Below are 14,055 nucleotides of genomic sequence, written 5' to 3' on the forward strand. Positions count from 1 at the left end.
CCTCGCCCGTCCCGTCGCGCGACTCGTCGAACTCCGGCTCGACGTGCACGGGGTTCTGCATCGCGTACAGCACCTCGTCACGAGTGACGCCGTGCTTGAACGCGCTGTCCCGCCACGTGATCGCCATGACAGAAGTGTAAAACAAAACCCCTAGTTCTGTCAAACAGAACCAGGGCGATCCATCGCGGTAGCGCCATCCCGAGTGGCGCGAGTAGCACTCACCGCGTCCACGGGAGCGGCGGCGTTACGCCCAGCCCGGCGCGAGGAGACCCGCGCCCGGCTCGTGCGCTCCCACCGGTCAGACACAGGTGATCCCGATGTGTTTGGGTGGGCCCGTGAGCACCTACGGGGAGCAGAAGAAGGCGTGGGCGCGTGAGTGGGCCCAGCTCCGGGCGCAGTATCTCGATGGGCGGCTCCCCGAAGTTCTGGCCAGCCCGGTCCCAGGTGATCCCGGCCTGTGGTGGTGGGAGTGTCCGGCCTGCCTCACCTACGGCCAGCCGACCATGTCTGAGGCGCAAGCGGCCAACGCGGGGCGAGGCCACGCGCAGACCCACGTCACCGACGAGGACTCCGAGTACCTGGAGGATCTGAAGGTCACACGCATGCCGCCCCAGCTGCTCACCGCCCACCAACGGCGACGTCGAGAACAGCTCGAACCCGGGCCCCCGGGGCGATGAGCTCCGCCACGCTACGTGGGCGCGCTTCCCGTTCTTGCAGGTCGGTGCGCCAGCCGACGCCGACACGCCGAGCAATGCGACACGCCGACGTGTTTGAGCCAACCCATGTCCGGTTTGGACTAGTTCTTGTGTGCGATGACGCTCGGCGCACCCGAGCTTTCGGCGTGGAATGACCCTGTCCGATCGTTCTCACAGGCTGTGGACTGACGTCCTACACACCCTGTGGACGACGGATTAAGTGTCGCGGAATTCCCGATTTGATCGGTGGGTATCCCTGTGGGCGGCACATTGGGGACGACGATTCTTGAGGGCTCGAACTTGCAGGTCTCGGGCCGATCGCTGGGTTGCTACCACGTGCGCACGGGTGAAGCTCGACCACGACATCTAGTGCGGTGGCACTGTGTCGACCACTAGGTACAGTGTGGTCACAGGAAAGGGCCGGAGGACTTCTGCCGCCGGTCCGATTCCTGTCACGGACGACGAAGGGCCGGCCAGGTTGCAGCCTGGTCCGACCCTGTCGTCCGCGATTCACGTCAACATCGAGACTCGTCGTTCACGGTTTCACGCGGTCATGCGTACAACGTCACCGTAGCAAACTTGCTCAGTGAACCGCGCGACGAGACTCCAAACAGATTGGAGCCCTCGTGGCCAAGACACCTACGGGCGAGAGCCGTCGCTCCCGCCCGGAGACTCCTCAGTCGAGTCTCCTGATCGTCCTGCTCGTGCTACTCATGTCGGGCGGGGTCCCCGCCGACGTCGCTGCCTGCGTGAGCGACACGCTCCCGCTGCTCGTCGCGAGCACCTAGCCGAACCGGCGAGCTGGGCACCGACTGAGGCGGTGCCCAGCAAGCCGGCTTGTCTCACACCGGTCTCGCCGCGGGCGGTAGGGCTTCCTCGAGCGGGACTTCGGGCCGGGCGCGCACGAAGCGGAGCGGGTGGCGCCACGACTTCCCGGACCAGGCGACGTCGGCGGAGACCTCGACGACGAACGGCTCGACGAGCGTCAGATCGATCGGCGCCGACCGCGCGTTGAACCTGCCGAACGTGCCGGGCGAGATTCGCGACGGCCACGGATGTTCCCCCGTCGGCCGGTGCAACAGTGGGACGAGCCGGCGCCGTGCGCCGGGGGTGAGCGGGGTCGTCCGCCCGACGATGCGCAGGTCACCATCGATCGGCAGGCCGGCGACGATCTCCTGAGGCTGGGACAGGGTGCCGGTCACCGCGGCGCACACGACGTCGACGGTCGCGCGGTGCTTCACCTTCAACCAGGACCGCTCTCCCCCGCGGTAGGGCTCGGCGCCGCCCTTGACGACCAGGCCCTCGACCCCGACCGCGGTGTACGTCTCGAACCACTCGCGCGCTTCGTCGACGTCGTCGGTCACGGGCGACAGGTTCAGCGGCGGCCGCCACGTCGCCGCGAGCTCGACGAGCAACGTCCGTCGGGCGTCGAACGGCTCGGCCCGCACGTCGCGGCCGTCGAGCTCGAGGACGTCGAACGCGACCAGGGACGCCGGCCGGGCACGGGCGGCGGCCGCGGCCGCGCGCGGGCCGCGTCCCATGCGCTCTTGCAGTACCTCGAACGCGAGCCGGCCGTCCTGCCAGACGACGAGCTCGCTGTCGAGGACGACGCCAGGGTCGAGCTGGGCTTCGAGTGCGGCGACGATCTCGGGGAACAGCGTGCTCAGGTCGGTCCCGCGTCGGGACCAGATGCGCGCGCCGTCGTCCCGGACCGCCGCGGTTGCGCGATAGCCGTCCCATTTCGGTTCGTAGCGGCAGCCGCCCTCGAGCGCGCTCGGCGCGGGGATCTGCTCGACGGCGCGCGCGAGGGCGACGTCGTACGGCATCGCCCTCGCGTCGGCCACGGCTCAGCCCGGGACGTTGCGCGGGTCGTGCCCGTGGGAGTCCTTCTGCGCGATCGTCCCGTCCAGGTTCTTGATCACGAGCTCAGCGCTCTCACGCTCGGCTGCCGCGCGCCCGGCGGCCACGGCATCGTCCTTCTTCGCGTGGTTCGACAACGGCTCACGCTCGCCCTGCCGGCGCACGTGCCACTGCTCGTCCTGGTGGTAGACCTCGATCGTCACGGCCACGGGGTACTCCTTCCGCTGGTGGTCAGACCACCGTGGAACGACCCCCCGGTTCTCGCACGTTCGCTGGCCGCCGCGTGAGTGCGAGACGCCGCGCCGTGCCGCCTATGGAGCCGTCGTTCCGGAAAGATCGGGCCCATGAACTGGACTGTCGTACCCCTGGACGCCCCCAACGGCACGACGAGGGCCGCGGGACTTTTCGCAAAACAGATCGACCACGTCGTGCGTTCCCGCATCGGGGTGCCGAGCCATCCCGCCCATCGCGAGCTCGCGGCCCACGTTCGAGGCGGAGCGGGAACGCCACCCGCACATCGAGTGGGTGTTGCCCGCGGACGTCTGGCTTGGCGTCGAGGACGGCGGCGCCCTCGTCGGCGCCGTGCACCTCGCCGTCCCGGTGGGACAGGCACTCGATATCGCCAGCAAGCCGGGTCACCCCATGGGCGCCGACCCCGCACGCTTCGCCAAGTACCTACGGCGCTGCGCCTTCGTTGACGAAATCGCCGTGCGAGAGACCCACCGGCGACAGGGCATAGCACTGGCACTCCTCGAGGCAGCCGAACGAAGAGGCGTCGAGGACACGGACCGTGAGCTGCACTCGATCGCGGCCTACGCCGGAAGTGAAGCCGCCGTCGCGCTGTTTCGCCGCGCGGGCTACAGCTGCGCACCTCCCGGCGCCCCCGTGCCCCGGGAGTATGCGAACGGGCTCATCACCTACTTTGACCCCCGCTACCAGGCGCTCGGGGGCTCCTACGTCTACAAGCATACCGAGAAGTTCCCCGGGGACTGGCGGCTCTAGCCGAGCGGTCCTGACGCGGGCCGCGGCCCGCGCTCACCCCTCGAGCGTCGCCAAGTGCCGATAGAGCGTGTCTCGCGAGACACCGAGCGCCCGGGCGACAGCAGCGCGGGACTGACCGCCGGCGAGGGCAACACGGGCGGCTTCGATGCGGTCGGGGGTCATGACGGTTGGCCGGCCGCCGACGCGGCCCCGGGCACGGGCGGCCGCGAGGCCGTCGAGGGTGCGTTCGCGCGCGAGGTCGGCCTCCATCTGCGCGACGGCGGCGAGCACGTGCACCATGAGTCGCCCGGCCGCGCTCGAGGTATCGAGCGTCTCCGACAGTGACCGGAGCGTGACGCCGCGCTCGTCGAGGTCGGCCACGAGGCGGGCGACGTGCGCGGCGGACCGGCCGAGCCGGTCGAGCTTCGTCACGACGAGGGCGTCCCCCTCGCGCAGCTGCGCGAGGACGCGGGCGAGCTCGGGACGGTCCTCGCGGCGCCCGGAGGCCTTCTCCACGACGACGTCGCGCACGTCGACCCCGCCGGGCCCGGTGAGCGCGTCGACCTGGGCGGTGAGGTTCTGCGCGGTGGTGGAGACCCGGGCGTACCCGTAGGTGTGTGCCATGGCGGTGACGGTAGCGAAAACCCCCGGGTCGCGTTCTGCGACAGCGGGGGTTTCCGGACACTAGTTCTGCGACATGTTCTCTCGGCGTGTCGCTGTGGCTTGCGCCGCTATATGGCGGGGTTCTGTCGGAGCTCAGTGGCGGCCTCCAAGCACGCGGGCAAGAGGACGCTGCGAGTGAGGCTCACGTTCCGCAAGCCGGTCCTTGAACGGGACACGTCTTTAAGCGCTGGACCGCGAAGCTCGAGGTTCGGTCTGAAGGGCCGGAGGGGCCACCTGTTAATTACGCCACTCAGTGGGGCGTCACCCGGCGAGCTCCGGTCGAGATGCGTGCTGCGGGGCGGTCGTGGTGCCATGGATGTCCGGCCGGGACTGTCCTGGCACCGGCACAGAGAGGTGATGATTGCGATGACCGTTCTCGATCCGTTCCGTGAGGTCGAGCGTCTGCTCGGCTCGGCGTTGCGTCAGAGCCCGTCCGCTGCGCTGATCCCGCTGGACCTGTACCGCTCCGGTGAGGAGTTTGTGGTCAAGATCGACCTGCCGGGCGTGGACCCGGGCTCGATCGACATCGACGTCGAGGACCGCACGCTGACGGTGCGTGCCGAGCGGCGCCCGCAGCAGGAGGGCGAGGCGCAGTGGCTGGTGCGGGAGCGCCCCGCGGGGACGTTCGCTCGCCAGCTGACGCTGGGTCAGGGCTTGGCGGTGGACCGCATCCAGGCCGACTACGCCGACGGTGTCCTGACGTTGACCATCCCGCTGGCGGAGGAGTCCAAGCCCCGCAAGATCCAGGTCTCCGCCTCCGGCGGGCAGAAGAGCATCGAGCAGGGCGGTCAGCAGGGTTCTGGTGAGGGGTCCGGCCATGCACAGTGACGTCGTCGTGGGCGCCGGTGCTGACCGGCGGCGCCCGTGGCAGGTTCGGAGGTAGCCATGACCAGTGGATTCGGGTTCGACTCCCCCTTCGATGACCTGATCAACCAGTTCTTCGGCGGACGGGACCCCTTCAGCTTGCTCGGCGCCCGCCAGACCACGGCGCCGTCGATGCAGCGGGTGGACCTGTCGCGGTCCTTGTCGGCGGAGGCGCGCGCTTTGATCTCGCGAGCAGCGGCGCAGGCGGCGCAGTGGGGCAACGGCGACGTCGACGCCGAGCATCTGCTGTGGGCGGCGACCCAGGAGCCTGCGACCCGGACGTTGCTCGAGCAGGCCGGGGTGGACGTCGCCGCGTTGGCCTCCCAGTTGGAGCAGGCGGTTCCGCACGGTGAGCCGGCAGCTCAGGGTGACGGGTTGTCGCTGACGCCGGCCGCGAAGCGGGCGCTGCTGGATGCGTACCGGCAGGCGCGGGGTGCGGGTTCGGCGTCGATCAACCCAGAGCACCTGCTGCTGGGGCTGGCCGCGAACACCGAGTCCGTGGCTGGGAGGGTGCTGGCCCGGGCGCTGCCGGACACGGACGCGGTTCGCCCGACCAGCCCGGCCGGCGCCGAGGGCCCGGCCCGGTCGGGCCGGGCGCAGTCGAGCACCCCGATGTTGGACGAGTACGGCCGGGACCTGACCGAGGCCGCTCGTGAGGGCCGCCTGGACCCGGTCGTGGGCCGGGACAGCGAGGTCGAGCAGACCCTGGAGGTGCTGTCCCGGCGCACGAAGAACAACCCGGTGCTCATCGGGGACCCGGGGGTGGGCAAGACGGCCATCGTCGAGGGCCTGGCCCAGCGGATCGTCAACGGCGACGTCCCGGACACCCTGAAGGACCGGCGGGTGATCGCCTTGGACCTGGCCGGGATGGTGGCGGGCAGCAAGTACCGCGGGGAGTTCGAGGAGCGCCTCAAGGGTGTCATCGATGAGGTCACGGCCGCCGAGCGGGAGGTGATCGTGTTCATCGACGAGCTCCACACGGTGGTCGGCGCGGGCGCCGCGGAAGGCTCGATGGACGCCGGCAACATGCTCAAGCCGGCCCTGGCGCGCGGTGAGCTGCAGGTCGTCGGGGCGACGACGGTCGATGAGTACCGCAAGCACATCGAGAAGGACCCGGCCTTGGAGCGCCGCTTCCAGCCGATCCTGGTGCCCGAGCCGTCGGTGGAGGACACGATCGCGATCCTGCGTGGCCTGCGCGACCGGTACGAGGCGCACCACCAGGTCCGGATCACGGACGAGGCGACCGTGGCCGCGGCCACGCTCTCGGACCGGTACATCACCAACCGGTTCCTGCCCGACAAGGCGATCGACCTGATCGACCAGGCCAGCGCCCGGGTCCGGCTCCGGGCCCGCACCGCCCCGCCCGACGTCCGGGACCTGGAGGAGAACGCCGCCCGGCTGCAGCGGGACAAGGACGCCGCCGTCGCGGCCGAGCACTACGAACGGGCCAACACCCTCAAGGCCGAGCTGGATGCCGCCCGCACCCGCCTGGAGGAAGCCCGCAGCCAGCGCGCCCCCGTGCCGGAGGTCACCGCCGAGGACATCGCCGAGGTCGTCTCGCGCACGACCGGTATCCCGGTCGCCCAGCTGACCGAGGAGGAGAAGGAGCGCCTGCTGCGGCTAGAGGAGACGCTGCACGGCCGGGTGGTGGGGCAGGAGGAGGCCGTGGAGGCGGTCGCCGAGGCGGTCCGGCGGGCCCGCGCGGGGCTGTCCGACCCCAACCGGCCCGTCGGCTCGTTCCTCTTTCTGGGCCCGACCGGCGTGGGCAAGACCGAGCTCGCCCGGGCGCTGGCCGAGGCCCTCTTCGGCGACGAGGGCCGGATGGTCCGGTTCGACATGAGCGAGTTCCAAGAACGCCACACCGTCTCCCGGCTGATGGGCGCCCCTCCGGGGTACGTCGGCTACGAGGAGGCCGGCCAGCTGACCGAGGCCGTCCGCCGCACCCCGTACACGGTGCTGCTGCTCGACGAGATCGAGAAGGCCCACCCCGACGTCTTCAACACCCTCCTGCAGCTCCTGGACGCCGGCCGGCTCACCGACGCCCAGGGCCGCACCGTGGACTTCTCGAACACGGTCGTGATCATGACCAGCAACGTGGGCGCCGAGCGCATCCTGGCGGCCACCCAGGCCGGCCGCTCCATGGAGGACCTGCGCGAGACCCTCATGAACCTGCTCGGGCAGTCCTTCCGGCCCGAGTTCCTCAACCGGATCGACGAGATCATCATCTTCCGCGGCCTGGACCGCACCCAGCTGCGCAAGATCACCACCCTGCTCCTGGAGCAGACGCGACGGCGGCTGCGCGCTCAGAACATCACCCTCGACATCACCGACCAGGCCCTGGACTGGCTCGCCAACCGCGGCTTCCAGCCGGAGTTTGGCGCCCGCCCGCTCCGGCGCACCATCCAGCGCGAGCTCGACAACCAGCTCTCTCGCCTTCTCCTGGCCGGCGACCTGAGCCCGGGTGACACCGTCACCGTCACCATCAGCGACGGACGGCTGCATTTCTCAACCACCCGGGGCACCGAGACCGACGGCGAACCGCCGCCCGGCCAGATGACGGGGTCGGAGATGAGCGCCGCCCACGAGACAGCACAGGACACCGGCGCCGGAGCCCCTTAGGAAACCGCGGGCTGACGTCCCGCTGCGGGGCGACAAGAGGCGCCCGGAAGGGCAGCTCCGCGGTGACTCGTACGAGAGGGACAGGCGCTCGGCGAGGGGCGAGAGCCGTTACCGGGCCCAGGGGAGGATCGCCGGGCCCAAGCGAGGAACGCCGCTCAGACGAGGTTCCCGAGTCGCTGCGCCTCCGCGAACTGCGTGCTCGCGACCTCGACGTGGTAGGTGCTCGCCTGGAGTGTGCTCACGCTGGTGAAGTCGCGCCGTCCACCGGTGGCCGCGTGGTCGATGAACCCGAAGATCGCGCCGAAGACGGCACCGATCAGGGCGCTGAGGAGGAGCATCCACAGCCAGAACCAGCCGCCGATGACGAAGATCGAGAACAGCAGACCGATGAGCAGGCCGAACCAGGCGCCTCCGGCGGCACCCCGCAGAGCCGCCTGAGCGTTCGTCTGCCGGCCGGTGACCTGTTCCACCGACCGCATGCCGGTCCCGACGATGCGGACGTTCTCCACAGGGAAACCGCGATCGGAGAGGAGATCGACAAGGCGCTGGGCGCCCGCGTAGTCGGGGAACTCCGCCAGTGTGCGGTAGTCCGCCTGGCCACTGGTCGCTGGGTTCTGGGTCATGGCGATCTCCAGGGAGCGGTCCGGCGCTGAGCCCGACCGATCGTACGCCCTTGGCCCGCGTCGTGCACCTCGTCAACAGGCCCACTGATCGCGTGCAGGGGCTACGGCACCGGCCCTCGGTGCTGGATGACCCTGATCGCACCTCGCCGCATCGATCTCCCCCGCGGTCATCGCGATCCCCGAGACTTGACCCGTGCCACATCCCGCTCAGCCGCCCGCCGCCCGCCCGCTCACGCTGCACCTCGGTGTCGTGCTCGAACCCCGCGCGGCCGAGCTCGTGCGCTCAGCACTCGAGACAACCCTGTCCGAGCGCCTGGCCGCCCGCTTTCCCGGGACCCGGTGGACGGTGTCCGTGGTCCACGAGGTCCTCACCCGGCCACCGGCCGGCCGCACCGAGCTCCTCGAGGAGACCCGGGACCGGATGCTCGACGCGGACTGGGACCTCGCCGTCGTCCTGACCGACTCCCCACTACGCGACGGGCACCGCACCCTCGCCGTCGTCACCAGCCCGGTGCACGGTGTCGGCCTGGTCTCCGTCCCGGCGCTAGGACCAGTGCGAGTGCAGCGGCGCGCGGAGGAGACCGTCGTCGGTGTCGTGACCACGCTGCTCGGCGCGGAGGCCGAAGGGCGCTCGCTAGATCGGCGGCTGCGTCAGCTTGCGGCCGACACCAAGGACCATCCGGGGGACAACGCGGTGGAGTTCGCGGCCCGCGTGCTCGGCGGGAACCTCTGGGTTCTGCTTGGGATGGTGCGAGCGAACCGGCCATGGCGCCTCGCCCTCCGACTGTCGCGCTCGCTCACGGTCGCCGCCGCCAGCGGCGTCGCGGCGCTCGTCACCTCCGACCTGTGGTCGCTGTCCGCCTCCTACGGGTCGCTCAGACTCACCGGCCTCGGGGTGCTGTCGGTCGGCGCCCTCACCCTCGCGCTCGTCCTCGGCGGCGGCCTGTGGGAACGCGCGCGGCACCGCCAGGAACGCGAGCAGGTGGTCCTCTTCAACCTCGCCACCCTCGCGACCGTCGTCATCGGCGTGCTGGTCTACTACCTCGCGCTGTTCGTCCTGGCATGGCTCGGCGCGCTGCTCCTCGTCTCGGAATCGGTGTATGCCACCTCGGTGGGCACGGCACTTGGCGCAGCGGAGTACGGGCGCCTTGCCTGGCTCACGGCGACGATCGCCACGGTCGGCGGCGCCCTCGGCGCGGGCCTGGAAGACTACGACGACGTGCGCGACGCCGCCTACACCCGCACCAGCGAGGCGGTCCAGCCGGTGGGCCGCGACACCAACCAGGACGGACCAACACACACCTGACCACGGCGGCTGAGCCCAGATTGGAGCCGTGCCCAGCCCGTCGCGACTCCCAACTCGCACCAGCCCCCTGCCCGATACCGCGCCAACGCGCCCTTTTCGCCGCGCGACGGCCCACATGCAATACCCGCTGGTCCGACCCTCACCCGGCTCTGAAGCGCGCGCCGTGCCATCCCGCAGCGATCGTCCCGTAAGACCAACCCCTACCGAGACACCCCGCGCCGTCACGACGCGTGAGCCGGCGCCTCGGATTCTCTGTCTCGCTAGACCCGCCCGCAAATATGCCCGATGAGGGCAGCTCATCTGCGACACTCCTGCCATGACTGCGACGCTCGTCGGCTACGCCCGGTGCTCGACCGCCGAGCAAGACCTCACCGCCCAACGGCAGGCCCTCGAGTCGATGGGCGTCGACCCGCGCCGCGTCTACGTCGACCAGGGCGTGACCGGCACCCACCGCGACCGCCCCGGCTTGCGCGAGGCCTTGGCCGCGACGCGGGCCGGGGACACACTCGTGGTAACCAAGCTCGACCGCCTCGCCCGCTCGATCCGCGACGCACGCGACATCGTCGACGAGCTCACCACCCACGGCGTCCGCCTCCAGATCGGAGGCACCGTCCACGACCCGAACGACCCCGTCGGCCGACTGCTGCTCAACGTCCTCGCGATGGTCGCCGAGTTCGAGGCCGACCTGATCCGTGCCCGCACCCGCGAAGGCATGGCCATCGCGAAGGCCAAGGGCAAGCTCAGGGGCCGTAGGCCCAAGCTCACCCCCGCCCAGGAGCGTCACCTCGTCGACCTTCACCGGGCCGGCAGCCATACCTCCGCCGAGATCGCCGAGCTCTTCGGCATCTCCCGGGCAACCGTCTATCGCGCAGTTGAGCGTCACGGTCGACTCACACAGCCCACTAGCGGCCGCTAACTCACCAACACATACGGGAGGATTCGCAGATGGCCAAGTCGATCCCCGCGCTCGTCGAGCCCTCCGTGCTGCGCTGGGCGCGAGAAACGATCGACCTGACGCCGGTGGCCGCTGCACGAAAACTCGGGATCCCCGAGGACCGCGTGGCAGCATGGGAATCCGGTGACGCGCAGCCGACGGTCGCACAACTGCGCAATGCGGCAAAGCTCTACCGACGGTCGCTGGGCGTCTTCTACCTCCCCGCCCCTCCGGAGGGCTTCGACACGCTCAGAGACTTCCGCCGACTCGACGGCGCAGCGGCAGGCCCATGGTCTCCTGCGCTTCACGCCGACTACAGGCGGGCTCACCTACAGCGGGAATACCTCCTTGAGCTCGCCGAGATTGACGACGTCGCACCGCCTTCAGCGTGGAGACTCTCGGCGCTACCTACCAACGACGAGCAGATCGCAGCAGTGGCGCGCGAGAACCTCCTTGCGCGCTCACCCCTTCCCCTCCCCCGCGGCGCAGGGACGACATACGAGCATCTCAATGCCTGGATCGCCGCTCTCGAGACAGCTGGCGTGCTCGTCATGGCCACGGCCGGTGGAAACGTAGCGACGACAGAGATGCGCGGCTTCTCGCTGTACTTCGATGAGGTCCCCGTCATCGTCGTCAACGGTGCCGACGCCGCCCGCGGACGTCTCTTCAGCCTCATCCACGAGTACGCACACCTGCTCCTTCACACAGAGGGCCTCTGCGACACCATCACGGACACTCGAGCCACCTCGCCAGATCGACAGCTTGAGGCGCGCTGCAACGCGATCGCGGCCGCCATCCTGATGCCGTCCGCGCTCGTCCTCGCCCGACCCGAAGTGATAGCTCGACAGGGCGACCCCGCCGGTTGGGACTACGACGCACTCGCTTCGGCCGCCCGACCCTTCGGCACCAGCGCAGAAGCGTTCCTTCGTCGACTGGTCACCCTGGGTCGCGTGGACCGCTCGTTCTACCGCGCACAGCGCGAGGCGTTCCTTGCCAGATACGAAGAGGAAGAAGCTCGATCGCGGCCCAAGGGCGGCAACTGGTACCGGAACACGGTTCGTGACCTCGGCAAGGGATACGTCCGGATCGTGGCTGATGCACACCGGCGCCGAGTCATCGACAGCTACACCGCCGCGACGTACCTGAACGCCAAGGTCGGCCAGATCCCACGGCTGGCCAACACCGCCGCACTGAGCGAAGCGGTCTAGAACCATGACTGGCTTCTACTCGTTCGACACCAGCACCCTCCTCAACGGGCAACGCGACTTGCTGCCGCCAACCACCTTCCCCGCTGTCTGGGAACGCATCGAGCAGATGATCGGGGCAGGCCGGATCCGAGCGATTGACCTCGTACGCGAAGAGCTCGCGGCACGAGAAGACGAGGTCCACGCGTGGTCCCGCGCGCAGCCCGACCTCTTCGTTGAGCTCACACACGAGGTGCAGCTCGCTGTGCGAAGCGTCCTGGCCCAACATCAGCGCCTCATCGGTATCGGTAGCGGGCGTAGCGGCGCAGACCCCTTCGTCATCGCCTTGGCGCTCGTACACGACGGTGTCGTCGTGACGGAGGAGAACCCGAGTCGCAATCTCGCCCGACCCAAGATCCCTGACGTCTGCCAAGCGATGGGAGTCCGGCAACTCAACCTCCTCGGTTTCATCCAGGAGCAAGGCTGGGTGTTTCGCTGATCGATGACGCGACCCGGTACCTTGCCCGTGGTGCGTTGACGGGTTGAGACCGCCTACTGGCCGGCCGCGAGGAACGCCCCATCGCGCGGTAGACGGTGGCGCGAGAGACGCCGAAGAGTTCGGCAATCTCGGCGGAGGTGTGGTTGCCGGCACGGTGGAGGTCGACGAGGTGTCGCTCCTGGGCGGGGGTGAGCTTGGGCTTGCGGCCCTTGAGCTTGCCCTTGGCCTTGGCAATGGCCATGCCTTCGCGGGTGCGGGCTCGGATGAGGTCGGCCTCGAACTCCGCGACCATCGCAAGCACGTTGAGCAGGAGTCGGCCGACGGGGTCGCTTGGGTCGTGCACCGTGGCGCCGATCTGGAGCCGGACGTCGTGGGTGGTGAGCTCGTCGACGATGTCGCGTGCGTCGCGGATCGAGCGGGCGAGGCGGTCGAGCTTGGTAACCACGAGCGTGTCCCCGGCCCTGGTCGCGGCGAGGGCCTCGCGGAGCCCCGGACGGTCGCGGTGGGTGCCGGTCACGCCCTGGTCCACGTAGACGCGGCGCGGGTCGACGCCCATCGTCTCGAGCGCTTGGCGTTGGGCGTTGAGGTCTTGTTCGGCGGTCGAGCAGCGTGCGTACCCGATGAGCGTCGCGGTCATGTTGTGAGTGTCGCAGATGAGCGGCCTTCACCGGGCACAATTCCGGGCGGGTCTACCGAGACGGCCTGGATCGCGGTGCCACCTCGGAGGGCGGCGGCGTGCAAGGTGTCTCGGTAGGGGATCCGTATGCGGACACCCGTTCGCGGGCAGAATGGCGACATGTCGAGCGCGGGGAGTGGCGATGGGTGAGCTGGCGGAACATGAGGAGCGTGCGATACGCGACTATGTGAACAGCCAGTCGCCGAAGGACGACCAGGCTGGCCTCGTTCAGCGGGTCGATTCCCGGCGAGTGCTTGGGCGGACCCACGAGATCTTCGACGTCCACTGCGCGAAGACGCGCTGGTGGGTGATCACGGATCCGACGAATCTCTACTTGCAGACCGACTTTCCGCAGGCAGAGCAGGCTCATCTTCCACGTCGGCCTCGGAGCGGTCATCGCCGAGCGCAGTCGCGGCGACGCTGAGGACGAACCGGTCTCTCCGCCGTGGCGTCGATACCGTGACGCGCTCAAGGTGATGGACAACGTCTCGGAAGCCGAGGACTTCCAGGCGGTGGGGATTAAGTGTCGCGACGCGCTCATCGCTCTGGGCAAGCAGTACCGAGACGCTGATTGGGTCGGCCAGATCGCGGAGCCCCCGAAGGCGGCGGACTTCAAGGGTTGGGGCGGGATCTACGCCGAGAGGCTCTCTGAAGGCCGACAGCGCAGCTACCTCAAGGCCATCGTCGACAAGACGTGGGACCTCACTGTCGGGCTGCAGCACGACTCAAATGCCACTCCTGACGATGCGGATCTGGTTCTCGAAGCAACGGGACACCTCATCTCGACACTGACCAGGCTCGTGAGGCGACACGACCAGGACCAGCCTGCTCGGTGCCCGCAGTGCGAGTCTTACCGGCTCGTCGACGACATCCAGGACGACGATGAAGGCGAAGGCTTCTACGAGTCGGTCGTGTGCTCTGCATGCGGCTGGCGCTCCGAGCGGGCTTTTACCTCGTGGAAGGAGCACTTCACCCCCGAGCGCGTAGAACGGATTGCCAACTACCTAGCGGGACCGGGGCTATAAGGGCGCGGGCGAGGGTCAGCCGCGCTCCGACCAGGGCCGATCTCGCTCTGCGCGTCGGCGCTCAATCCACCGCTTCAGCAGCGAGCCCAGCGTGGCGCCGACCACGGGCCCCGAGAATCCACGTCC

General features: G+C 69.4%; 15 protein-coding genes. 10 read left to right on the plus strand and 5 right to left on the minus strand.

Features of this window, described 5'->3' with window-relative positions; all coding sequences use genetic code 11:
* Window positions 1–335: 335 nt before the first annotated feature.
* Both GJV82_RS13055 and GJV82_RS13060 read left to right on the plus strand, forming a co-directional pair.
* A complete protein-coding gene (locus GJV82_RS13055; protein WP_155099531.1) occupies window positions 336–677 on the plus strand; it encodes a hypothetical protein in 342 nt (113 codons plus the stop codon).
* A 644-nt stretch (window positions 678–1,321) separates the two neighbouring features.
* On the plus strand, window positions 1,322–1,483 hold the full coding sequence (locus GJV82_RS13060; RefSeq protein ID WP_155099532.1) for a hypothetical protein: 162 nt from the start codon (window positions 1,322–1,324) through the stop codon (window positions 1,481–1,483).
* A 54-nt stretch (window positions 1,484–1,537) separates the two neighbouring features.
* On the opposite strand, the gene GJV82_RS13065 is transcribed toward GJV82_RS13060, so the two are convergent.
* Window positions 1,538–2,521 (minus strand): ATP-dependent DNA ligase, encoded by a 984-nt coding sequence (locus GJV82_RS13065; RefSeq protein WP_155099533.1) that lies wholly within the window; start codon window positions 2,519–2,521, stop codon window positions 1,538–1,540.
* Between the two features lie 21 nt (window positions 2,522–2,542).
* Complete coding sequence (locus GJV82_RS13070; protein WP_155099534.1) at window positions 2,543–2,764, minus strand: DUF2188 domain-containing protein; 222 nt, start codon at window positions 2,762–2,764, stop codon at window positions 2,543–2,545.
* Between the two features lie 307 nt (window positions 2,765–3,071).
* On the opposite strand from GJV82_RS13070, the gene GJV82_RS13075 reads away from it, so the two are divergent.
* Window positions 3,072–3,557, plus strand: coding sequence for a GNAT family N-acetyltransferase (locus tag GJV82_RS13075; RefSeq protein WP_404812981.1), 486 nt, complete (start codon window positions 3,072–3,074; stop codon window positions 3,555–3,557).
* Between the two features lie 33 nt (window positions 3,558–3,590).
* Here the strand turns inward: GJV82_RS13075 and GJV82_RS13080 are convergent, their stop codons facing one another.
* Window positions 3,591–4,160 carry a recombinase family protein gene (locus GJV82_RS13080; protein WP_155099536.1) on the minus strand — a complete coding sequence of 190 codons (570 nt, stop codon included), beginning with the start codon at window positions 4,158–4,160 and terminating at the stop codon, window positions 3,591–3,593.
* 396 nt (window positions 4,161–4,556) lie between these two features.
* Between GJV82_RS13080 and GJV82_RS13085 the strand changes: the two genes are divergently transcribed.
* Together GJV82_RS13085 and GJV82_RS13090 are read left to right on the plus strand one after the other, a co-directional pair.
* Window positions 4,557–5,027: an Hsp20/alpha crystallin family protein gene (locus GJV82_RS13085; RefSeq protein WP_404812979.1), complete on the plus strand. Its 471-nt coding sequence runs from the start codon at window positions 4,557–4,559 to the stop codon at window positions 5,025–5,027.
* A 57-nt stretch (window positions 5,028–5,084) separates the two neighbouring features.
* Window positions 5,085–7,682, plus strand: a complete 2,598-nt coding sequence (locus GJV82_RS13090; RefSeq protein ID WP_155099538.1) for an ATP-dependent Clp protease ATP-binding subunit — start codon at window positions 5,085–5,087, stop codon at window positions 7,680–7,682.
* Between the two features lie 155 nt (window positions 7,683–7,837).
* Here the strand turns inward: GJV82_RS13090 and GJV82_RS13095 are convergent, their stop codons facing one another.
* Entirely contained in the window at window positions 7,838–8,305 is a 468-nt protein-coding gene (locus GJV82_RS13095; protein ID WP_155099539.1) for a general stress protein, read from the minus strand.
* Window positions 8,306–8,555: 250 nt separating this feature from the next.
* On the opposite strand from GJV82_RS13095, the gene GJV82_RS13100 reads away from it, so the two are divergent.
* The 4 genes from GJV82_RS13100 to GJV82_RS13115 all read left to right on the plus strand — a co-directional run bounded on the left by GJV82_RS13100 (window position 8,556) and on the right by GJV82_RS13115 (window position 12,228).
* Window positions 8,556–9,611 (plus strand): hypothetical protein, encoded by a 1,056-nt coding sequence (locus GJV82_RS13100; RefSeq protein WP_318657614.1) that lies wholly within the window; start codon window positions 8,556–8,558, stop codon window positions 9,609–9,611.
* A gap of 316 nt (window positions 9,612–9,927) precedes the next feature.
* Window positions 9,928–10,527, plus strand: coding sequence for a recombinase family protein (locus tag GJV82_RS13105; protein WP_155099540.1), 600 nt, complete (start codon window positions 9,928–9,930; stop codon window positions 10,525–10,527).
* A gap of 29 nt (window positions 10,528–10,556) precedes the next feature.
* Complete coding sequence (locus tag GJV82_RS13110; protein WP_155099541.1) at window positions 10,557–11,753, plus strand: XRE family transcriptional regulator; 1,197 nt, start codon at window positions 10,557–10,559, stop codon at window positions 11,751–11,753.
* Window positions 11,754–11,757: 4 nt separating this feature from the next.
* Window positions 11,758–12,228, plus strand: coding sequence for a DUF4411 family protein (locus GJV82_RS13115; protein ID WP_155099542.1), 471 nt, complete (start codon window positions 11,758–11,760; stop codon window positions 12,226–12,228).
* Here GJV82_RS13115 and GJV82_RS13120 read toward each other — a convergent pair.
* Window positions 12,197–12,865, minus strand: coding sequence for a recombinase family protein (locus tag GJV82_RS13120; RefSeq protein WP_155099543.1), 669 nt, complete (start codon window positions 12,863–12,865; stop codon window positions 12,197–12,199). The two genes, GJV82_RS13115 and GJV82_RS13120, sit on opposite strands and share 32 nt — an antisense overlap.
* Before the next feature lie 512 nt (window positions 12,866–13,377).
* Between GJV82_RS13120 and GJV82_RS13125 the strand changes: the two genes are divergently transcribed.
* Complete coding sequence (locus GJV82_RS13125) at window positions 13,378–13,929, plus strand: hypothetical protein (RefSeq protein WP_155099544.1); 552 nt, start codon at window positions 13,378–13,380, stop codon at window positions 13,927–13,929.
* Window positions 13,930–14,055 lie beyond the last annotated feature (126 nt).

The sequence above is a fragment of the Cellulosimicrobium composti genome, assembly GCF_009711085.1.
Lineage (GTDB): Bacteria > Actinomycetota > Actinomycetes > Actinomycetales > Cellulomonadaceae > Cellulosimicrobium > Cellulosimicrobium composti.